General features: G+C 41.6%; 21 protein-coding genes and 3 pseudogenes. 10 read left to right on the top strand and 14 right to left on the bottom strand.

Going from position 1 to position 20989, the window contains the following annotated elements; all coding sequences use genetic code 11:
* A pseudogene (locus tag ACEYW6_RS31120) lies at positions 1 to 341 on the bottom strand (photosystem II q(b) protein); the annotation flags it as partial.
* 1269 nt (positions 342 to 1610) lie between these two features.
* Here ACEYW6_RS31120 and ACEYW6_RS31125 point away from each other — a divergent pair.
* Together ACEYW6_RS31125 and ACEYW6_RS31130 are read left to right on the top strand one after the other, a co-directional pair.
* On the top strand, positions 1611 to 2141 hold the full coding sequence (locus ACEYW6_RS31125) for a tyrosine-type recombinase/integrase (protein ID WP_412982818.1): 531 nt from the start codon (positions 1611 to 1613) through the stop codon (positions 2139 to 2141).
* Between the two features lie 166 nt (positions 2142 to 2307).
* The gene (locus ACEYW6_RS31130) at positions 2308 to 2724 is read left to right on the top strand and encodes a response regulator (RefSeq protein ID WP_412982819.1); all 417 of its coding nucleotides are present in this window, start codon (positions 2308 to 2310) and stop codon (positions 2722 to 2724) included.
* Positions 2725 to 3044: 320 nt separating this feature from the next.
* Here ACEYW6_RS31130 and ACEYW6_RS31135 read toward each other — a convergent pair whose 3' ends face one another.
* Positions 3045 to 3284 carry a hypothetical protein gene (locus tag ACEYW6_RS31135; RefSeq protein ID WP_412982820.1) on the bottom strand — a complete coding sequence of 80 codons (240 nt, stop codon included), beginning with the start codon at positions 3282 to 3284 and terminating at the stop codon, positions 3045 to 3047.
* A 708-nt stretch (positions 3285 to 3992) separates the two neighbouring features.
* Between ACEYW6_RS31135 and ACEYW6_RS31140 the strand changes: the two genes are divergently transcribed.
* From ACEYW6_RS31140 to ACEYW6_RS31155, 4 genes are all read left to right on the top strand, one after another.
* Positions 3993 to 4739 carry a hypothetical protein gene (locus ACEYW6_RS31140; RefSeq protein ID WP_412982821.1) on the top strand — a complete coding sequence of 249 codons (747 nt, stop codon included), beginning with the start codon at positions 3993 to 3995 and terminating at the stop codon, positions 4737 to 4739.
* A 479-nt stretch (positions 4740 to 5218) separates the two neighbouring features.
* The gene (locus tag ACEYW6_RS31145) at positions 5219 to 5980 is read left to right on the top strand and encodes a ParA family protein (protein WP_114085639.1); all 762 of its coding nucleotides are present in this window, start codon (positions 5219 to 5221) and stop codon (positions 5978 to 5980) included.
* Positions 5971 to 6342 (top strand): hypothetical protein, encoded by a 372-nt coding sequence (locus ACEYW6_RS31150; RefSeq protein ID WP_412982822.1) that lies wholly within the window; start codon positions 5971 to 5973, stop codon positions 6340 to 6342. The genes ACEYW6_RS31145 and ACEYW6_RS31150 overlap by 10 nt, the downstream gene beginning before the upstream one ends.
* 175 nt (positions 6343 to 6517) lie before the next feature.
* Positions 6518 to 7252 carry a Type 1 glutamine amidotransferase-like domain-containing protein gene (locus ACEYW6_RS31155; RefSeq protein ID WP_412982823.1) on the top strand — a complete coding sequence of 245 codons (735 nt, stop codon included), beginning with the start codon at positions 6518 to 6520 and terminating at the stop codon, positions 7250 to 7252.
* 499 nt (positions 7253 to 7751) lie between these two features.
* On the opposite strand, the pseudogene ACEYW6_RS31160 reads toward ACEYW6_RS31155, so the two are convergent.
* Positions 7752 to 8288 (bottom strand): annotated as a pseudogene (locus ACEYW6_RS31160) (DnaJ C-terminal domain-containing protein); the annotation flags it as partial.
* A 318-nt stretch (positions 8289 to 8606) separates the two neighbouring features.
* Positions 8607 to 8936: pseudogene (locus ACEYW6_RS31165) on the bottom strand (lecithin retinol acyltransferase family protein); the annotation flags it as partial.
* Positions 8937 to 9099: 163 nt separating this feature from the next.
* On the opposite strand from ACEYW6_RS31165, the gene ACEYW6_RS31170 reads away from it, so the two are divergent.
* The gene (locus tag ACEYW6_RS31170; protein ID WP_412982824.1) at positions 9100 to 9660 is read left to right on the top strand and encodes a type II CAAX prenyl endopeptidase Rce1 family protein; all 561 of its coding nucleotides are present in this window, start codon (positions 9100 to 9102) and stop codon (positions 9658 to 9660) included.
* Between the two features lie 37 nt (positions 9661 to 9697).
* Here ACEYW6_RS31170 and ACEYW6_RS31175 read toward each other — a convergent pair whose 3' ends face one another.
* Positions 9698 to 10465 carry a hypothetical protein gene (locus ACEYW6_RS31175; protein WP_412982825.1) on the bottom strand — a complete coding sequence of 256 codons (768 nt, stop codon included), beginning with the start codon at positions 10463 to 10465 and terminating at the stop codon, positions 9698 to 9700.
* 459 nt (positions 10466 to 10924) lie between these two features.
* A complete protein-coding gene (locus ACEYW6_RS31180) occupies positions 10925 to 11422 on the bottom strand; it encodes a lecithin retinol acyltransferase family protein (RefSeq protein ID WP_412982826.1) in 498 nt (165 codons plus the stop codon).
* 195 nt (positions 11423 to 11617) lie between these two features.
* Here ACEYW6_RS31180 and ACEYW6_RS31185 point away from each other — a divergent pair, with 195 nt between their 5' ends.
* Positions 11618 to 11761: a hypothetical protein gene (locus ACEYW6_RS31185; RefSeq protein WP_412982827.1), complete on the top strand. Its 144-nt coding sequence runs from the start codon at positions 11618 to 11620 to the stop codon at positions 11759 to 11761.
* Positions 11762 to 11836: 75 nt separating this feature from the next.
* On the opposite strand, the gene ACEYW6_RS31190 is transcribed toward ACEYW6_RS31185, so the two are convergent.
* The 3 genes from ACEYW6_RS31190 to ACEYW6_RS31200 all read right to left on the bottom strand — a co-directional run bounded on the left by ACEYW6_RS31190 (position 11837) and on the right by ACEYW6_RS31200 (position 15810).
* Positions 11837 to 12505 carry a hypothetical protein gene (locus ACEYW6_RS31190; protein ID WP_146195952.1) on the bottom strand — a complete coding sequence of 223 codons (669 nt, stop codon included), beginning with the start codon at positions 12503 to 12505 and terminating at the stop codon, positions 11837 to 11839.
* Positions 12506 to 12743: 238 nt separating this feature from the next.
* A complete protein-coding gene (locus ACEYW6_RS31195) occupies positions 12744 to 15380 on the bottom strand; it encodes a relaxase/mobilization nuclease domain-containing protein (RefSeq protein ID WP_412982828.1) in 2637 nt (878 codons plus the stop codon).
* Complete coding sequence (locus tag ACEYW6_RS31200) at positions 15358 to 15810, bottom strand: plasmid mobilization protein (protein WP_412982829.1); 453 nt, start codon at positions 15808 to 15810, stop codon at positions 15358 to 15360. Before ACEYW6_RS31200 ends, ACEYW6_RS31195 begins: the two co-directional genes overlap by 23 nt.
* A 549-nt stretch (positions 15811 to 16359) precedes the next feature.
* Here ACEYW6_RS31200 and ACEYW6_RS31205 point away from each other — a divergent pair.
* Positions 16360 to 16875, top strand: a complete 516-nt coding sequence (locus ACEYW6_RS31205) for a hypothetical protein (RefSeq protein ID WP_412982830.1) — start codon at positions 16360 to 16362, stop codon at positions 16873 to 16875.
* A 245-nt stretch (positions 16876 to 17120) separates the two neighbouring features.
* Here the strand turns inward: ACEYW6_RS31205 and ACEYW6_RS31210 are convergent, their stop codons facing one another.
* From ACEYW6_RS31210 to ACEYW6_RS31230, 5 genes are all read right to left on the bottom strand, one after another.
* Positions 17121 to 18944: a hypothetical protein gene (locus ACEYW6_RS31210; protein ID WP_412982831.1), complete on the bottom strand. Its 1824-nt coding sequence runs from the start codon at positions 18942 to 18944 to the stop codon at positions 17121 to 17123.
* 66 nt (positions 18945 to 19010) lie between these two features.
* Positions 19011 to 19727 (bottom strand): hypothetical protein, encoded by a 717-nt coding sequence (locus tag ACEYW6_RS31215; RefSeq protein WP_412982832.1) that lies wholly within the window; start codon positions 19725 to 19727, stop codon positions 19011 to 19013.
* Positions 19727 to 20137, bottom strand: a complete 411-nt coding sequence (locus tag ACEYW6_RS31220) for a hypothetical protein (protein WP_412982833.1) — start codon at positions 20135 to 20137, stop codon at positions 19727 to 19729. The genes ACEYW6_RS31215 and ACEYW6_RS31220 overlap by 1 nt, the downstream gene beginning before the upstream one ends.
* Position 20138: 1 nt before the next feature.
* Positions 20139 to 20396, bottom strand: a complete 258-nt coding sequence (locus ACEYW6_RS31225) for a hypothetical protein (protein WP_412982834.1) — start codon at positions 20394 to 20396, stop codon at positions 20139 to 20141.
* Positions 20397 to 20580: 184 nt separating this feature from the next.
* Positions 20581 to 20817: a hypothetical protein gene (locus ACEYW6_RS31230; RefSeq protein WP_193951064.1), complete on the bottom strand. Its 237-nt coding sequence runs from the start codon at positions 20815 to 20817 to the stop codon at positions 20581 to 20583.
* On the opposite strand from ACEYW6_RS31230, the gene ACEYW6_RS31235 reads away from it, so the two are divergent.
* Positions 20816 to 20974, top strand: a complete 159-nt coding sequence (locus ACEYW6_RS31235; RefSeq protein WP_412982835.1) for a hypothetical protein — start codon at positions 20816 to 20818, stop codon at positions 20972 to 20974. The genes ACEYW6_RS31230 and ACEYW6_RS31235 overlap by 2 nt on opposite strands.
* Positions 20975 to 20989: the final 15 nt, after the last annotated feature.

The raw sequence follows: 20989 nt of genomic DNA on the forward strand, positions 1-20989 counted from the left end.
AATTGGTAAGGACCACCGTTGTACAACCACTCATCTAAGGAAGCTGCTTCCCAAATTGGGTAGAAGTGCAAGCCGATTGCGTTGGAGGAAGGTACTACTGCACCGGAGATGATGTTGTTTCCGTAAATCAAGGAACCTGCTACGGGTTCACGGATTCCATCGATGTCTACTGGAGGTGCGGCGATGAAGGCGATTACGAAGCAGGCGGTGGCGGCTAGCAGGGTAGGGATCATGACTACGCCGAACCAACCGATGTAGATACGGTTGTTGGTGCTGGTAATCCACTCACAGAATCGATCCCATACGTTAGCGCTTGAGCGCTGTTGTAAGGTTGCTGTCATGGTTTTATGATTGCGGTTAGTTATTTATGAATCAGGCCGTTTTGTTTTTGCCTGTGAATACACTTTACAATGCTTTACAATTTTTCATCAACTATCTCGCTTTTGTAAAGTTGATACAATCTATTCGCTTTACTTATTTAAAGGGGAAAAGTGAGTAGACGTAGCCCAACCCAGGCTGGAGGAAAGCGCGATAGTGTACCCGCCCGTATTAAGAGCGATTGGACAACGATTAGCTAGGTGTGGACTAACCGAGATTCAGGCACAACTTTTAGGGGTCGCCATAGTGCATTTTATCTGCGGCTGACTTAAATTAACACTCGTTCGTCTGAGCTAATAAACACAAAAAAGTAAACCAACGATGATGATTGGTTTAATGTCCCACGCGAAGAAAGGAAAATGAAGGTTTGAGGGCTTTACGCGATGATTTTGACAAAAGCTAGTCATCTCAAAATTTTCAATGCTCATTTAAACAAGGTTTCAATCTATAATAGGGATTCTATGTCACCCAACAAAAAACCCTTCCTGGCTTAGGGGAAGAGCAGATGATTCATGGTTTTTACTGAGTGACTAGAAACGTAATAACTATCAAGTTACAGGTTATTAGCAAACTATACAAGGTATTTAATAAAACTCCGTACCTTTCCTACCTTTCCTACTTTAGGTATAGAGAAAATCGATTACCAAAACTTATTTTTGGACTGTTGGAGACATTTACGAATCTTGTTCGCTGTCTGCCTGTTTAGTGCCTGTAAAATTCGAGAATGTAACTATAATTACATAAAAAATTAACAATCATAATTAGCAAGAATGCTATCAGACTTAAGTGGTTGGTAGGTTTTTTGTTTGCAGGTGCATTATCCTCAGTTATTAATTACCGCTTTGTGATTAATTCGTGGCAATGAAAATCAATCGGCATTTAGCGCCTTCTTTCTAACGCAGTCAGAGGTACAGCTAATCTTCAGTCATGGCTTAGACAATGACCGCGATGGCTACGCCCGCCGCAGGCATCGCAACGAGAACACCGCAGGCATCGCAGACTGACTATTTGGCATTGGGCCAAGATGGACGTATTTATTAATTGATAGTTATTCGCAATAACTTCTTAGTGGCTTGTCTCTCAACGGAGTAATGGGGCTTCAAGCAGTGTAGACTGTCCATAATACCCCGCGTAAACCGGACACTACCACCAATCATAAATGAGGTTGCCACCCCCAACTCGTCTACCTAACAAGCACTACAGGTAAGCGAGAATACCTTACACCAAGCGAGGTGCGATCTCTACTCGATGCTGCACTAGAACGCAAAGCTCGTTATGCTCACCGTGATTATACACTGATGTTGCTCATGTTTCGCCACGGGCTGAGGGTGGGGGAAGCTGTAGGGGCTAAGTGCGGTTTGCGCTGGGATGCCCTGATGTGGGCCGAACGTCAGATTTTTATCACCAGGGAAAAGGGCAGTGATTCTGGGGTGCATCCCCTGAGAGATGATGAACTGGAATTGCTCAAACAACTCAGAGAGATGTTGCCCGATAGCAAATATATTTTCGTTTCCGAGCGTGGTGAGGTGATGTCTACTGATGCAGTGCGAAAGCTGCTTGGGCGGCTGGCGGCACAGGCTGGGCTTGATATCAAAGTTCACTGTCACATGATGCGCCATGCTTGCGGTTACTATCTGGTGAATCAGGGGTATAACACCAGGGAAATCCAAGACTTCCTGGGACACCGCGATATCAAACACACTGAAAAATATACCAAGCTGAATGCTCGACGCTTCCTGAATTTTGATTGGGGTGATTTATGACATTGAGCGCGGGAGCGGGAGCGCGATCGCGCTGAGGTAAGAAAATTGTTAGCGTCACCACGAGAATGGGAATACTAAAACGGCTCAATTAATCTGTTGAGTTGAATATTATCTAACAGCTAAATTTGGATTCAGCTTTAGCTCGTGAAAAATTTCCCAGTTAATTATGGATAATCTACAAGTTTTAGACGGACTGCGGGTGCTAGTAGTAGATGACAACCCCGATAACCTGGAATTGATTCAATTCATCCTTGAACAACACAATGTACAAGTAACAGTTGTCACTTCAGCCCATGAAGCCCTCAGTACAATTACGCTTTTGAAACCAAATATTCTGATCTCCGACATCGGGATGCCAATTGAGGACGGTTATTCACTAATTAGCAAAATTAGAAATCTCACTCAACAAGTAAGACAGATTCCAGCCATAGCTTTAACAGCACATGCGTCTATTGAATCACGTAACTTGGCTCTAGATACAGGTTTTTCTACATATCTAGCAAAGCCATTTGACCCTGATGAGTTAATAGCAGTTGCATCAAACCTCGCTGTTGAACACAAGATTTCTGCTGAAAAAGTGTAAAAAGGCAATGCTTTCAAAACGACTCTACCGTAGATGATTTAGTATAAAACCATCTCAATGTTTTTTCAAATACAGAGAGATTGTGATTAACAATACTGCCCTTTTATCTCAATGCGGCAGAGCATCGGGAACTGGATTATGTAGGTGCGAGTGCATTGGTATTATGTGCGACCACTCTTCTTCCTCTAATCACTGTATAAATCCTTGTGGGGTGGATAGATAATAACTCTTTACAACAGATGGGGATATATGCGCTCCTCCAACCATGCGAAAACTCAGTTAATAGCATCTCAAGACAAAATCCTTTTAAGATGCTTTATTTACACCAAATTATTTTCAAGAGCTTTCAATTTTTTATAGCGATTATTTTGTACAAACCACTGTTCACAAGCTTCTTTAACAATTTTTATCTCTTCGGATGACAACAACTCATCTGCTTGACCAGACGCTAAAATTTTAGCAGAAATAACTGCTTTTTCGTATTTCACTCCATACTTAACTAGTTCTGTGCAAAATATTTTTTCTATTTCTTCGTCTGATATATAAAAGTTACTAGACATTCCTAAACATATATAGGACTTATTTGAAAATACATCAACGGAAAAAATTTTTCGTCTGAAGGTTTACCAATTTCAAAAAAATCCAACTACTATCTGAAGAAGGATGAGTAAATATACTTAATATGCTCACTCTCTATTGGAGTTTAGATTAAATTATTTAAAAAAGCTACAACCTTTGTGTAGTAGCCATTTTCAACTCTATTGGCAGAATTAACAGAAAAACAAACAGACCAACACCTATGTGGGTGGAAAAGTCGGGATTTAATAGTTTGACGACATCGAGTTCAAAGCGCCTACTGTAGAGCATTCAGTCCCAGATTAACCTGCAAAAGCGCGATCACTGTTGGGCGGAAGGGAGAAAACAAGACTGCAACCCCCTCACCGCAAAGCGTCTACGCCAGAAGCTAGCGCTCAAACTTTTTGCAAAATCCAAAATGGTATGAGTTACACAATCTAGGTTTGGTAGGCACACATCAAGGCTGTTTTACTTCAGAATTCTGCTGTATTCAGTCCGGATAAGCACTGATAATTTACATAATAAAGGTAAAATAAATTATTTAAGAACTTGACAAAACTTCAGTGAAGATACTGTTATAAACAATTTTATTAGGATTTAATCGCGTAAGATTACATACATAGTGTCGAAAAGATTTCAATTAGAAGTATTAATTACAAATGAAGATTTCAACTGTCATCAAAAGACTGTCAATGACTACTATAGGAGCAGCAATCATCACTGTGGGACTTAACCCAGTTGTAGTGTATGCCCTTCCTACTCCCGTTAGCTCATCGTTAATACTACAAGCTGATTCAGATGCTGGTGGTGGAGTGATTACGAATATTGATAGCGACAGTCAATTGAGTACTGTAAACCCATTAAGTGCCTCAGTCAGTGCCTTAGCAACGTCAGGTGAAGCCAGCGTTCTCTCTCAAGCAAAAGGAACAGCCACATGGATAGATAGTTCTCAGGGTGTAGTCAATTTGACTGATATAGGTTGGAAGACTGTTGGAGTCAACTCTGGTAGCGCCGCGCTATTTAACGGATTGGACTGGAGCTATGAATTTATCTCTGATGCAACAGGGTTTTTCACCCTAGACTATGATATCAGTACCTCTGGTATGGATACGTTTGGACTGAATGGATTTAACTTCGGTTGGTCTGGCATAGAAGGCGGTGCGTTTTTTAGTTCTGTCACATCTGGTACACTCCAGCGAGTGATCACCGCAGGACAGACCTACGTTATCAATATCAAGAATGGAGCTAATATTTCTGGCGCTTTAGATACGCGAGAAGCTTTTATGGATGGTACTTTTAAATGGAAAATTGACACTGCCACTGCTACCGTTCCTGAATCTGATACTATACTAGGCCTCCTAGCTTTTAGCGTTTTCAGTGTCAGTTCATTAGTGAATTACAAACAAAAAGCAGTCAGAAGTATTGCAAGTATCAAATAGCAAATTTATCTTTAGTTAAAGCAGGAATAACAGTAACTTTGTCCGGTGGGTTGAGACTTGTGCCTAACCCACCACATCTCAATCAAATAACAATCTCTACTTATTTCGACTGGGGCGTGCAGTGGGAAACCGCCGCCTCACAGCCTCTCTCCACTTCGGGGAGGGGTTTTAAAAATAAGTCGCACATCGCGTTATTTTACAAGATTAAATAAGTCTGGAATTTCGTATTACTAAGTATATAGTATATATTTAAGCTTACTTCTCCGGTAAACACACTTATGACGACATCGAGTTCAAAGCGCCGACTGTAGAGCTTTGACACTTAGATCAACTAATTTCTATTTCCTGATCTAGCAGTCAAAGCTTACGTGTTATGGCTGTATCAGTCAGATAATCTAGATTAAAGAATAAATAATCAAGAATATTGAATATATCATGTATAATATTTGCCACATAAGCAAACTGAGTCAAATGTAAACGTGACCCAAAAACTGGCTGTCTTCAACATGAAAGGAGGGGTGGCGAAATCGACCACCGCTTACAACTTAGCTGTGGGTCTGGTCAAGTTTAAAAAGCAACGGGTATTAGTTATTGATATCGACCCACAAGGAAACGCTAGTGCTGCACTAGGGATTCCTATCTGGCAGCTGGAATTTCAGCTAAAAGATGTGTTGCAGCACAAGGTTCCGCTAGCACAGGTACTGGTGACAACTGCTAGCGGTGTAGATGTAATACCATCTAACATCTTGCTGGCAGAAGAAGAAATTCCAATATCTGGTCGTCCAGGCAGAGAACTGCTACTCAAAAAAGCGATCGCTCCAATATTAGATAAATATAATTTTGTGCTGATAGATTGTCCGCCTAACGTGGGTGTGTTTGCCATCAACGCACTGATGGCCAGCGATGGGGTAATCATCCCAGTAGACATGAGCTATTTGGGATTGTTGGGCGTTCAAGGAATTGAACACGCCCTAACTTTGGTTAGAGATCAGCTAGATCATCCCATTGCGATAGCAGGTGTGCTGGCAACTCGGTATGACCGCAGGAACAATCTTAGTAAAGAAGTTTTGGATGCCCTAACTGAGCATTTTGGCTCAAAGATGTTTAAGACGGTGATTCCTGAGACGGTGAAAATCCGAGAAGCGCCTTCTCACGGACAATCTATTTTTGAGTACGACCCAAACGGTGTAGGTGCTTCTTCTTACCGGGAATTAGTTAATGAGGTGTACAAATGGCAGTAAATAAAAATAAGTCGCGTTCGGTTCTGGGTGCTAATCCTTTGGCAAAAGGGGTTTTTAACAAGACTGAGGTAGAAACTCAGTCTACTGAAGAAATAATCAATAATCTTGATTCTAGATTCTTGATTAAAGGTGATAGAGAGGCAGTGAATCTGCGCCTACCAATCGAACTGAACGACTGGCTCAACGATCTACTAAAAAAAGGTAAGCGCAAGCATGGTGCTAAAGTACCGAAGGAAGTTTGGGTGCAAGCTGCTTTGGAATTGTTCAAGGCAATGCCCGTAAACTGGGAAGAGATTGATTCAGAGGAGAATTTACGCGCAGCTTTATTGAGTATAGAATCTAGAATAAATAATCTAGAATAAATAATCTAGTAACTCTAAAAGATTTCATTTGCGATCGCCGCTCTTACACCAGAGTGGCTTGTTTGTTCAGAGTACAGTACATACTATGCCCTAATCCAAAAGCAATTATTGACCCTCACACTGCAAGTATGTTCAGGCAAAATCTTACCTTCAACTTCAATCGCCAATTCTCAACATGAGCAACAGTCTTCCCGTAAAACAAATATTTGCAATGGGTGGTGGCGGCTTTTCAACGGAGCCTAAACACCCCCTATTAGACAAATATATATTAGGACTAGTAGACAAAGATAAGCCGCGAGTTTGCTTTCTCCCTACCGCTAGCGGAGACTCTGCTCAATACATTGTCGAGTTCTATTCAGCCTTTGGAAAATTATCTTGCACTCCCTCTCATTTGTCATTGTTTAACCTACCAACTACCGACCTCAAAACTTTCGTGTTGGAGCAAAATATTATCTATGTAGGAGGAGGTAGCCCCAAAAATTTAATTGCACTTTGGCGAGAATGGGAACTAGACAAAATTCTTAGAGAAGCTTGGGAAAAAGGTACTATTCTTTGTGGCTTGAGTGCAGGTTCAATGTGCTGGTTTGAAGCAGGAATCAGTGCCTATGCTCCAGGGTCGCTCAACAACCCAGTAAAGTGTCTCGGTTTCTTAAAAGGTAGTCACTGTCCTCACTACGATCAAGAGCCAGAAAGAAGACTAGCTTATCATCGGTTGTTATCAGAAGGCTTGCTAGATGACGGTTATGCAGCTGATAACGGAATTGGTCTGCATTTTGTGGATAATCGCCTAGAAAAAATCGTTAGTTCTCGCCTCAATGCCAAAGCCTATCGCGTTGAAAAAATTGGTGAAACCGTTAAAGAAACTCCTTTACAGGCTACCTATTTAGGTGTTGAGCCAAGATACAAGTAATTTTAGGCATTCCGGGTCTAAAAAAGCCTGTTCTATATAGCTTTCATCGTTTTTAATAGTTCTGCCTGATCTGAGCCAGACATACTTGCAATGAAGCGAGTCAATATTTGCTTTTCGCCTAACACACAGAATATGCTCTTCTCTGTACCATTTAAACGCAAATTACAAGATTGTCGGCTCAATCCTAAAAAGCCGTTAGATCAATATATATAGGGAGTAATTACACGTTTTGGCTCAAAGGTGGAACACACGCTTAGAGTGAGAAAGATTCTTTGTAAATACCAACTTTTGACCCGAAGTTGGTAAAATACCCAAGGTTTGTAATGCCGCTTACAACCACAAGAGATTAATATTTTGAGCTATTTAGGAAGACTTCTTAACAGGCTTAATGAAATCCTCAAAGTATTCACGATTTATTTCAGACTTCTAGTCAAAAGGTCATTGAGGAGACTTAAAACTCTAGCAACATCGTCTATCATCGCAGTTTTTTCCTAACATTAACCGTAACCAAATGATCTCCCCGCTCAGATGGATTCCCCAAATGAGGAACCCCACGACCATTTAATCTCAAAACTGCACCGTTTTGGGTTCCTGATGGTATTTTTAATGAGCCAGAGCCATCCAGAATATTGATATTTAGATTACAACCTGAGTCAGCTTGTGCTTGGCTGATTTCGATGGTTGACAGAATATTTGTACTATCTCTCTTTAATTCTTTATCTTCATCAACAAACAAGTAAACATATAAGTCACCTGCTGAACCTCCAAATCTTCCAGCATCACCTTCGCCAGTTACTCTTAAACGTGTTCCAGTATCTACTCCCGCTGGAATAGAGATCCTGAGCCATTTAGCTTCTTGTATTCGTCCCTCTCCATTACAGTTTGAGCAAGAGGATCTTGTTAGCATTTTTTTTTGGAAACCAGTTCCTGCACAAGTCTGACACTGCTCCAAGTGACTGATCTTGATTTCTTTCTCTCCGCCAAATACAGCCTCTCTAAAGGCTAACTTTAAATCTAGTCTTAAATCATCTCCTCGAACCGCTTGGTTTACTCCTGGTGACGGGGTTTCCCAACTCTCTTGTGGTGACTTTGGTTTTCTTAACGATTTCATTTGAGAAATTTTTCTCACGGCATACGATCCTACTCCCATTACTACCGGTGTTGCTATTGCCACCGCAATCACCCCTGTGACTGCTACCACTTTCATAACAGGATCTTGCTGAGTTTCCGCCGCTTTCTTCGCTATATCTGTAGGACTTAGCGGGCCGCTCAGACGATGGACAACTTTCATAAACTTAACGGATTCGTCATTGAACAGATCTACTTGACTACTTTTCTGTATATTTGTCATGCAATAAGTAGCAAAATGTTCACAGTTGTTTCCAAAAAGATTATATCCTGACTTCCCTAGGCAGGACTCTGCTCTTTGTATAATGGCATCAGCATAACTATGCTGATCAGGAGGACATGGATTGAGTACTAAAATCTCACTTACCGGAAGGGGATTACAGAACTTTTCAAGACTATCCCTACGAATCTTAGCTTGACCGGATGACTTGCCATTTCCATCAAAGTGGATCACTGTACCATCACCACAGTAAATACCATGATGCGTAATCAAGTCACCGAATTTATGATGCTTTACACAGATATGATCACCCCTTTTCATTTCTTGTTTCTCCATTTAAGGTGATCTCCTTTTGCCATAGCTTTAATCCTTTACACTCGTTGTTACAATCTTTGCTAGCAATTATCACCTAGGTAAATCCCAGAGTTGCTTATCTCTTAGTATTATTTTATGATTTGAACGATAGCGGTCGTACTTTCACAAATCTGGCTGCAAAATCATGAAATTTTCACTAAATGAACTAGTTTCTCTAGTGCAATCTCGTCTAATTAATTCCTTTTCAACTCTTCCCAGTAGCAATGATTGGGTTTGGACAGCCATACTTTTGCTAATTTTTTCCTTGATTGTCATACCACTAGGTTTCAAACTTAATTTTTTGAAAGCTGAGATTCCCGAAATTTCCTGGAAAGTTATATTCCGCTTAACCTTAATAACCTTACTTCTTCCCGCTACAGCAGAAGAAGTGTTCTTTCGCGTTCTATTATTACCGCACAAGACTGAGCAAGCATCTCTAGCGTATCAATGGATTGCCGGAAGCATTAGCCTAGTACTATTTGTTATTTACCATCCGTTGAATGCAACTTTTTTTATTCGGAATGCGAGAACGACATTCAGTAGCTTTGCTTTTCTGACTTCAGCAGCAATTTTAGCTATTGTTTGTACCATTGCTTACTTAAAAAGTGGTTCCATTTACCCTCCCGTAATGCTTCACTGGGTATTTGTTGTAAGCTGGCTTTTAGGCTTTGGGGGATATCAAAGACTTAATAACCAATCTAAGTAATTTTTGAGAATAGAGGATTTTGAGAATAGAGGAAGTGTCATCTATTTGTAAAAACCTGAATGAATCTATTTATATTGGAGGATTTAGTTAACTTTGTAATGTCGTCTGACACATAGGGAAAAAATTCTACTTCTAACTCGGTTCTATCAGCTTTGATATCCTCTGTGTTTATTCTGATACGATAAAGCCCTCCAAAAACAGCGACCAATTCATTATTAGTGTAAGCTTCTATCACCGCAGTCTGTGCATCAAATTCAATAATTCTTGCTCCTAAAAGTTTTAGTGTTTCCTGGCAGAAATTGATAGTGTCTTTAAAGTCAGCTTCTACAAGTAAGAAAGCCTTTTTAAATAAGAAGTGACGAGCGTCATTGGGATCATTTCCCATTCTGTTGTAGGCTTTAGTAAAAGCAATAATGTAAAAGCAAAGAAAGAAAAAGTTTACAACAACAATTACATTTATTTTTAATCCCCAAACTGTACCTATTACTCCAAAATTACTCATCAGTGTGATGTACTGAAAGCCGAGGCGATACAACAACGTATTAATCAAGACAAAGAGAATACCTATCACCAATAAAAAAATACCAATTAGAAAATTTCTTCTAACTCTTCTCCAATGTCTTACATCCACTGGCTTCCTGGTAATCTTGAGAACCCTTAAAGGCGGACTCCTCTTTTCTTGAAATAAGCCTCTTAATTTTATAGCAACATCAGTTGTGGCTGTAAGCGTAGGGGGAGTTGCAGCAATAAAGGCAGCAATGATGCTTGCTATGGCTGTAATGTTGGGTTCAGGACTAGTTGCCATTACCTAACTAAGTCTCCTTTTACACGTTTTGATATCAGTTGTATCACTATCACTACTTCACCATTTAGATTTTCTAGCTTTCAGATAAATATCCCTAAAATTTACTTTCAAGACATTCAGCAAAAATATCTACCGCTGCCCTTGCCCTCACCGATAACCCAGCGTTCTAACGTTCCCATTGAGCGACCGTGAGCCACATTTATACAGGCATCCGCCCTAGATTGATTAAGATGAGTCGATAGTACAAAAGATTGATCGCTGAGACGCTCACTCACCCAGCTTTTAGTTCCTGTGATGATACCTAATTACACGAATCGTTGTCATACCCGTCGCTTGGCTAAGCCTTTCGAGTTCGCCAACAGTATCCGGTCGTTTTCAGAGTGGTTGAAACGCACTACTAGAGTTCACTAACAGTGTCACACAGGTTCTGACAAATCGTCCTTTTCTTACATCATCGAGCTAATACATCTTTTGGAGTGCTTTTTGAATCTCTGGCCCATAGAACAAGATTGTTTGAAGTAAGTCTCCTTGTGAGCTTTGTGCATACCCAAGCCTGCATTGGGTAGCTAAATGTTCACAGTTAAAAGTAGCGATGTTATAACCTAGTCCAAAGATTTTTTTGAAGATATTGTTACCGTAACTTTCGTATTTCTGTGCACACTTAAGAGCATTTTCCACCACCTTCATACGCTCTATCTTAGAAAAGTATGAGTTGTAATTAACAACTTCTATTTCGTTTACACGTTCAGGATACTTACAAAAACCCTCTAAGTCTGTGTGCTTTATTTTAACTTCACCTAAAGTATGTTGTTTTTCAAAGTGAACTACACCATCCACTTTGTGTGGTGTACCATCTTCCAGATAATAATCCCCAACGTAAATACCGTGGTGCGTAAAAGGGTTGCCTTTGAAGTTAATTGGAATCTTTATATGATCACCAGGCTCTAATCCCATCATTTAGTGATAACTCCTGCAACTAAACTGCTCAGTAATACTACTCTATAGTAAAAGGTGGCTCAGGCGCTATAGGGTGACTGCCGCGTATCTCGGCGGCCACCCCCATAGCTTACGTTGCTGAACAGTGGGGTCGGCGCTGGATAACCATTGATACCAGTCCCGTCGCCCTCGCACTTGCTCGAACGCGCCTCATGTATGTCTGCCCAATATCCCTACTACCTGCTGAGTGACTCTCCTGAAGGTATGACAACTACATCATCTTCTCCTTCAGCGATCGCAGTTACTCATACTGTTACTGCACTCGTAGGGTATGAAAGCTGTAACCCTTACTGGAAATAATTTATAGCTTTTCTTAGTGCCATTCGGATAAACCGCATTCCACCTTCGGGCTAAAACGTGTAATGCAGTCGCGGACTAATTGCCAACCCTGATCGTCCAGCAGTCATCTTGCAAATCCGGCGGCAGTTCTGCTGGAAACTCATCAGTGGCATCTATCATGACGCTAAAGTGTTGATTTGCGTTTTTTCCTAACCTCTTGATTTCACGTAGCCATTTTGCAAGGTTCTTACCCATAAAATCAGGATTAGAGGTATCGAGAATCAGCAGACGGACTCCGCTAGTAGCCATCCGTCGCAAACGTTTCTCAATTTGCTTAGATGTAATTGATGAAGGTTTAATACGGTAGGGGTCAGCAACATTGAAACTCATGACAGCTACACTGTATCGACCTTCTTTTATTGCATCGCCATTATCAATACTGCCCATGAAAATGAAAATTTCATGGTGAGGGGGGCAGGATTCGTGATCGACAACGTTCAAAACGTTAGCGGCCATTTCGCTGTTTAGATATTGATGAGTTGTCTCTTCATCCAGCCACAAAGTTCCAAGCCCATCTTTTTCTGGGTAAATGAATTCATCAATGTCTGGGCGAAACTCTCCAACATTAACTAAGGCATACCCTTTGCCAAACTCGCGTTTCATGAAGTGTATCTGCTTAAACGCCTTCGCCACAAAACTTGTATCAAAAAGTACTTGTGAGCAGAAGTCATTTAAAGCTTGCTGCAAAATTGAAATGGAATCCACAATAAAAAGTGCTGTACTTTTAGTTGATGATACTAACTCATTTTAGTATGTCCAATTTTACACGTATCTGGCGGCGTTGTTTCACCCAACAGTAACCTAAGCAACTCTTAACTTCTAGGCGGACTGACTCGGAATGTCTGCCTCTGCCTGCAATAGGCGGGTTGGCTCCAGATAGGATTTGTGGCAGTGGCAGATACCGCTCTCGATTGAGCTTGGTAGGTTTGAAGTGCGTCATCACCTAAAGGGAAAATCCTTTATTTTGTCTGAGTTCTTGTTGCTGTTCTTCTATTATTTGTTGCAATACGTGGTCTGCTTTTTGCCAAACCTGAATATCTTCTCTTTCTACTGACCCAATATAAATCGGTGAATACTCAAGCTTACCTGACTGGTTTCGGTTGACTGCCACTCGAAAAATCTCACCTCGTTCATCATGGGTAAATACCAATTCTCTACCCTGCTTCTCCAGAGTGGCACGTTTGAATCTAAGGCTATTTGAGCCACTTTCTCTTAGTTGCCAATTGATGAGTTCAACAGCAATAGGCACAGCCATAGCTAAGAATTCCTCTTCTTTACGCTGCTTTTCATCGAGTGACTGTTCTGGTTCTGACTTTTGAGTTGCCAGTTGGTTGCTAGCGATAAGTACCAATTCTCTAGCTTCATCTTGTGTCCATCGGGCTGGACTGGCTTGGAGAATTTCTTCAACTTCCTCGGCTGCTTTATCATCTTTGAGCGCCCGTATAGCAACTTTTTTATCTCGGTCAGTCACTAATAAGTTTTGCAAGTCGGCGCTGTAATACTCATATAACTCGGCTGAAAGTTCTTCTTTTAGCTTTGGTTTATCTGTGGTTATAGTTGGAGTTTGATTAAGAGCAATTGCGTCTACTGTTTTTTGCGATCTATGGAGTTGCTCCAAATAAACAATCGCTGCTTCCAGGTCGTCGAATATGGTTCTTCCGGCTGATAGCTGCTGCTGATTTTGAGAAAGTTGTTGTGTTAATTCTAATACTGTTTCAGTTAAGGCAGATTCAACAGTCGATTGCTCAACGTAATCAGAAATTGATAAGATAGCTTTCTTCTCTATATGGGATTGTAACTCAGTATTAATCACCAATTCGAGGTCGTCAAATGTGGTTCTACCTGCTGATAGCTGCTCTTTGTATTGAGAAAGTCGTTGCGTTAATTCTAATACTGCTTCAGTTAAGGCTGACTCGACAGTTGATTGCTCAATATAATCAGAAATTGATAAGATAGCTTTCTTCTCTAGATATGATTTTAACTCAGTCGCAAGCACTGCATCCAGGTCATTAAATGTAGCTTTAGCTGTAACAAGTTCCTCTTTGTATTGAGAAAGTTGTTGCGTTAATTCTAATACTGCTTCAGTTAAGGCTGATTCAACAGTTGATTGATCAATGTAATCAGAAATTGATGAAATAGCTCTCTTCTCTGTATAGGATTGTAACTCAGTTGCAAGCACTGCATCCAGGTCATTGAATGTAGTTTTAGCTGTAACGAGTTCCTCTTTGTATTGAGAAAGTTGTTGCGTTAATTCTAATACTGCTTCAGTTAAGGCTGACTCGACAGTTGATTGCTCAATATAATCAGAGATTGATAAGATAGCTTTCTTCTCTGTATGGGATTGTAACTCTTGAGTAATCGCCGATGATAGCTCGTCGAATGCGGTTCTACCTGCTGATAACTGCTGGTTATATTGAGAGAGTTGTTCTGCTAATTGTGGTAACGTTTCAACCAAGGCATTATCAACTGCTGACTGTTCAATAAAGTTAGAGATTGTATTTATGAGTTCTGAACTTGCTCGTTGTTCTGCATCTGATTTAGCTGGGTTTATCTGGTGTTTAGTTTCGGCTATAGCTTGAGCTTCTTTAGGTAATGTAGTTGATATTATTTGTTGATTAACTTGGTTAGTATCTACAGATTCTAAGAAATTATTTAAACGTTTAATTTCGCTATCATCACGTTTAGGGTCGTAGTTTATCCCCAATTCAGACTGGAGCTTTGTAAATGAACACTTATATTTATTGAGATTACCTCCCTGTTTCCAGAGCAAACGGGGACTACCATCTTCATTAACTGAGCCGACATCAATGCCAAACTTGATGCCCCTTACCCCACCGTGACCGTAATAACTAACGACAGCTTTGACTTGATGCTCTCTCCATAACTGCTCAATTAGCTGGGGCATTGTGGGTTTATTTACTGCCACTTGCTCAATCGCTCGGCGCATTATTTCTTCGCCTGGAAGTCCCAAACTCTCGACTCGTTCCAGTTGATTGCGAGTCATAGCCTTTTGCTTACTCTCCCAACTACTTTGGACTGGGGTTAGCTGAAATTCTCGCTCTAGTAGTCGGGCGGAGTGTTCCGAATGGGCGTAATTATTCCAGGTACGAATAGATTTCCCATCTAGGTTATTAACTCTAGATGCAACGATGTGGGTGTGGTCGTGTTCTTTGTCTGAGTGTCGCGCTATAAAAAAATCATAAGCTGGCAGTTCTGTTTCAATAAATTCATCAACTAGCTGTTTGAGTTTGGTGTCTGATATCCTTTTATCAGGTTGTTTAACTTGGCATTCATCACCTTTTAGCTGCGACAGCACAATGACATTCGCAAAGTGACGTTGAGATAAATTAGCTAATTCGTCATCACTGAGAGTTCTGTCAGTCTGAGGTACACTAAGCATTAGGTGATAGCATGGATCTTTTAGCTGGGGGTTAAGATGGGCTGATAAGGTAAATTGCTCTACCAATTCATTGGTACTTTTCCCGTACATATTCCCGCCAATAATTTTGGCTTTCTCCTTATCAAGCACATATTTAGTAGTGCCACGAAATGATTTGTTAGCCTTGACTTTGGTAATCATTGCCCTGCCCTTCTACCGATGCTTGAGTGAGTGATTGGCGAGTCTGCTCTAAAAGTGCTGTCAGTTCTTCAAGAGTTTTCATATATGATTTCACCTGGTTAGTCAACGGTTGACTACCAATTTTTACAGCTTCGTTAATAGCTCTGGTCTGTTGGTTTAGATTGTTACCAATTTTCTTTAACTCATAGATAGCCTGTCGGTTGACTTCGGGAATGGTTAACTTAGGATGTGGTAAAGGGTAGTCAAATAATCTCGCTCTTATATAGTCACTTTGCACCACTCCACTGCAACGCTGCTCTAGCCTAGCTTTTTCAGCATAGCTAGCCCTAAATGTGATGGTTACTTCTCGCTTTTCATCTGGTGCTACTGAGCGATTGGTTAATGTGTCAGCTAGTTGATTACTAAGATTAGTGCGGGGGTCTGGCTGCATAACTAGTTAAGCGTTTATTTATCTGCTTCTTCATTTTTAACCGGGTTATTCGCTGTAGCTGCTATGGCGCGGAGCGCCGAGCAGGTAAGCGAATAACCCGGAACTCTCTTGACTTATTAACCCCTTTAAAAGAACGGTTTTTCGGGGGTTTGGGGGACACCCCCAACAAGCAAACACGACGCTTTCCCGCAGGGAAAGGAGCGCGGTAGCGCGTTACGGCGTATTGCTTGCCTATACCCCCACGACAGGACTGGGGTAACGAGAGCCAAGGGGCACAACGAGAGACTGGGAGAGTACGAGACTTTGGCGAACCACGATTAACTCTGTGCAACAACAAGAGTGTAACCGAGGGCAGGGTCTATTTAACAATGCTGCCAACACCCTTTGATATCAGAGTGTTGATTCATGGGTAACTGCTTTTTTAAACTAGTCTACCTCACGAGGATACAAACCCTTTTTTGTTGATATTCGTCACATCACGACAAGAAACTTAAACTTTTTCTGACCGCGAGTTTTTTACAATGAAGTGATTTGTTATTACTGGTGGCTATGTCTCGCAAACCGAAAGCTGTTCCTTTATCAAAAATAGAAGATATTCAAACCAGTCTTAAACAGAAAGCGGCAACTCCTAAGACTATCAGCCTGTCTGATTTAGTCCTCAGTTTGGCTAAACCTATTCAAGATATGTTAGACGCTGGCTACTCTTATGAAGATGTTTCTGATGTGTTTAAAGGTCATGGGGTAGAACTAGCGGCCAGTGGTCTGAAGATTTTTCATAAAAAAGCTTTGACAACGAGTGCTAATACATCTGGTGAGAATTCGCTTAGTTCATCATCAGATTTAAATTCGGAATCATCTGAACAATCGACCTCACAAGAGATTTCTAATGCTGATGGGTCGTCTAGTTCATTGCCCTCTACAAGTGAAAAATCTTCAGATTTAACAAATAAAACCACTAAGCGCAAGAAAGCGGTAGCTAAGGAGCAATCGGAAAAATCGTCACCGACTAGCCAATCAAATAGCTATGCTTTTGTGCCAAAAATTTACAGTGATGATGAAATATAAACGACTAGTTCTAAAAGTATTTGAGAGAGAATATCGGTAGCTAATGCCAATTAATTTCCTGATATAAAAAGTATTGGTTAAGGATAGTCCAGCTATCCCTAACCAATAATGCTACTATTGTCCATCCAGATAAATGACACTATTTAAGGAGAACATAAAGGGGATTTAATCTGAAAAAGCGGTAAACCCTAACTTCTCACTACCCTTCAATTGCTGGGATTTTATAAGTTGTGCAATGGCACACCTTAAATAGCGAACGCCCTTTTTATCTTCACCCCACTTCGGCTATTTCTAATCGCGGCAAAGCTGACTGGTGTTGTCACGGCTGAAGTGACAATGTTTAAAATTTGCTCCTTATCAGCCTCAGAAATACTGACGAATTCTATCTCTGCAATTTCAACGTCTTGGGTAGGCTTTGAGAAAATCGACTCCAGTTTATTAACTGCGTCATCTGGTGCAATTTTCTCCCCTCTGGGCATAACTGCTGGCTGGTGATGCTGCACCAGTTCCGGGAAGAATTTGAGTAATGTTCTTGCTGGATCTGGCTGACTATTTCCTGGGTGTAACTCTATCTTTAACCAGTCAGGAATCATGCCCAGATTGCCACCGCTAACAGGTTCAGCAAAGTTATTAGGGTTGGCTTTGAAATATTCGCCACTGGCAACATTAATCTTTCGCAATCCGCCAGCGCTGACAGACTGAGCTACACAGCCAATGAAGTTAACCGATTGCTTAAAGGTGTCTGCTAGTCCTGCTGTGGCCTTGCCAACCACGCTTGTCAGGTTTGAGCCATGCAAGACAATGATTAATGTACCGCCACATTTGGCGAAGCGAGAAAGTAAATATTGGATAGCCCAAGTGCGATCGCTCTCATCAAGTAGAGACAGCAACCGCATCGCCTCATCAATCACTAACAGTAAGTTTTTGTGTGAGTAAGGTTCACTTGCATCTAAGCCTTTAAGAAATTTAAGCAAGTCACGGGCGACTAGTTTATCTGCACCGTCTGCATCTTTTTCAGGGTACTTAAGAGCAGAAATCAGATTGCAACTAAAGGGGTAAACGTCCACGCCGGCTGTAAAGTATTGGGTGTTTAATCCTGCATCTAAAGCTAGAGATAATGTTGCCAAGATTGCTGCTAAGGTTCCCTTGCCACCTCGCTGAGTACCAGCGATCGCTATCACTTGAGAACTCATCATATCTTCTACTTGAAAACCACTTTTCCTTAAAGCCGCGATGAGTGCGTTTGCTCTAGTCGCCAGAGGGAGATGAGTTATAGTCTCTGGTGAAAGCCCCGGCGCTGATGGCTGTAACTCCTCCGGTTTAGAAAGAGAAGCCGCTTGGTGAGTGTCCCGAATATCTATAGTCGGTGATTGAAACTGCTTAATATCTACGGTGGGTGGTAACTGGGTTTGAGCCTGTGCGATAGCACTTACCTCTGACCGATTCAGCCGGCTGTCAATGGTCACATCTTGTAAATGGAGAGCCATACTTTGATAAGTAGGTAGCTGACGGCCCTTAAGCTTGCCAAACCAGCCAAACATCCAGCGATAAGCATAAAAGCGTTTTCCTGGTTCAACTTGGGTTAAATACTGCCCAATATTTTCAAATTCAGCATGAAGAAAGGCGTACTCTTCTGCTGATTGTCGCTCTAGAAATTTAACGGTATTAGCAAGATGATCCGCTTGATAATTGCTTCGATTATCATAGTCACCGGCACGAGCTAGAGCGTCTATAAAGTTGCCACGTACAAAAGGTATTGGTGCAATTTCTTTAGTGCGGTTGGAGTGTTCGACAACAAACCATAGCCATGCAGCACCGCCAATTAAACCACCAACTAATGCCATTGGATTGACAGCATAACAAACCGCTCCTATCCCAGAAGCCAGCAAACCAAGTACACGGGTCATGTCTGCTTCGTTCTCAGAAACTCGGGCCATTTCAAATAGTTGGTCTTTGCGTTCTTGCAACCATTCAGCAATATTCCCAGCTTCTAAATGCGAGAGACTGGGATATTGCAATCGCAGATATTCTGTTTGTTTAGTTGTGATTTTGGGGATATTATTTTCCACAGGTTAAATCCCTTATTGAGTTAAAAAGCCGCCAAAGTTCGCACTCAATTTAGCGGCTATTGATTATCAGTCTTTAGTCAATCGCCAGATGGCAAACCCAATTTCGCCTGCCATCATTGTGCCGATGTTAAATAAGATGCAACCCAAAATCATGAATGGGGCTGTGTAGTCGAATGGGTTACGAGCCGCAAAGGTGGTGACAATATCGAACGCCCAAACCGCAATCACAACTAACCCTGCACTAGAGCGATCGCGTGTACCTGCGGTCTTATAATCCTTCCAAAGCTCACCAACGAGGTCAATCTTGCCACTAGGCTTGGTTTCAAGCTCATAGACCATGTGATCTTGAAGTTCCCGCCTAGCTGAATCTGGGTTTTTACCACGTAGGGCATGGGCTTCGATTACTTGCACACCTACAGAAACCATGAATGCCAAGTAGAACAAAGGATTGAACAGTGCAAACGGCACATTTAGCCAATTCCAAGTTGGCTCAAACCAAGGACAAACAGGGGGCCCAGTAAAGATTAATTGCCAAGTTGAATCAGCGCTAATTACAGAACCACCGATAAATAAAATCCCACCTACCAAGGCACGACCCGCGCCACCGTTAGCAACAAACTGATTGACTATAGCGGCGGCTGCCCTAATGGGTAAACCAACAATCATCACAACAGCCTTGGCGCAAAAATCGATGATTTCACCAAATGAGTGCTTCTTACCCTTGGGTTTACCATCGCTGTTACCAGTGCTATTACTTTCTGCACCAGATGTTCCTAACGCCATTATTTTCTCCTCACTGGTTTGATATTTTGAACGCTTTTACAAACCTCTTTAGCTTTGTGCTTCCACTTCCAAATTCCTTCTTCAATTCGCCCAATACACTTACCCGTTGCGTCAAAAACATCAACAATCTCGTCATCTTGATAAAGGGTTGGGTCTGGTCTGGGATTGCGTTTACTGCTGTCAAAATAATTCGTGATTCTCAGTTTTCGAGTTGTGGGCATGACTCCCGCCTCGTATAAGGCATCGCTGGTTTTTGCCCGTTCTTCTATGCGCTGACGTTCTAATCCTTCGGTAGCCTTTAATCTTTCGGCTTCTGCATAAGCTCCCAACTTGGGTACTAAAGGGATAATTACAGGCAAGAAGCAGACACCAACACCAGCCAAAGCTAAATACAATTGCTTCTTGTACATCTCACTGTGCCATTGCGCTGATTAGTGCAAACTTCTCCCATTGCTTTAACTCATGCAGTCGCTTCCATACTGACTCGGCTTCGTTGCTAGGAGGGTTAGAAGATTCACACTCTACCCATGCTTGATGAGCGATTTTTGCAATTAACCAGAGCGTGTCTGATTCGCTCATCTTCTCTAGTCCTTCGCCCCATGTCTCACACATATCTTTTATGAGTGCGTTGTCGTGAGAGAGAGAGTAATATCCTACGGGGTGCGCCATTTTGGTATCCTCAATTTGTGTTTTTTCAGTTGCAACAAAAAGGCGTTTCGTGTTTCACGTTTCACACTGTGGTCATACCGTTTCCCGGTTGTTGTGAGGCTGAAACATTGATGCAACCGTTGAAACTGTTTCATGAAACGTTTTGTGAAACACTACCGCGTACAACTGCCAACAATCATGTCCTTCAAACTTGGGAGTAGAACTCGATATTTAGGATTGCTTCGTGAATCTCCATCAAGGCTTGGACAGCATCACCTATTTTTAAGTCATTAGATGTACTGAACCTCTCGGAGGCTTCGATTTGCTTGTAATTGGGAGATGCTTGCACAAACCTTAGAGTCTGTTCGCAACCGAGGATGATGGTCATTATTTCGGTTGTTGTTAGGCTTGGTTGTGTCTGCACGCTATCTTGGTCGCTCATGACTTCTTTCCTTGACTTTGAGCTTTTATCGGTGCGGTTGGGGCTTAAAACAGTTATCAGTTATCAGTTATCAGTTATCAGGCGTATCGGCGTAGATAAAGAAGCGCCACCAACGCTTTCCACTTTCTTTGTAGGGGACTTAGACCCAGGGATTTAACTGATAACTGTTTAC

Origin of the sequence: Nostoc sp. UIC 10607 (genome assembly GCF_047228265.1) — a bacterium.
Lineage (GTDB): Bacteria > Cyanobacteriota > Cyanobacteriia > Cyanobacteriales > Nostocaceae > Nostoc > Nostoc foliaceum_A.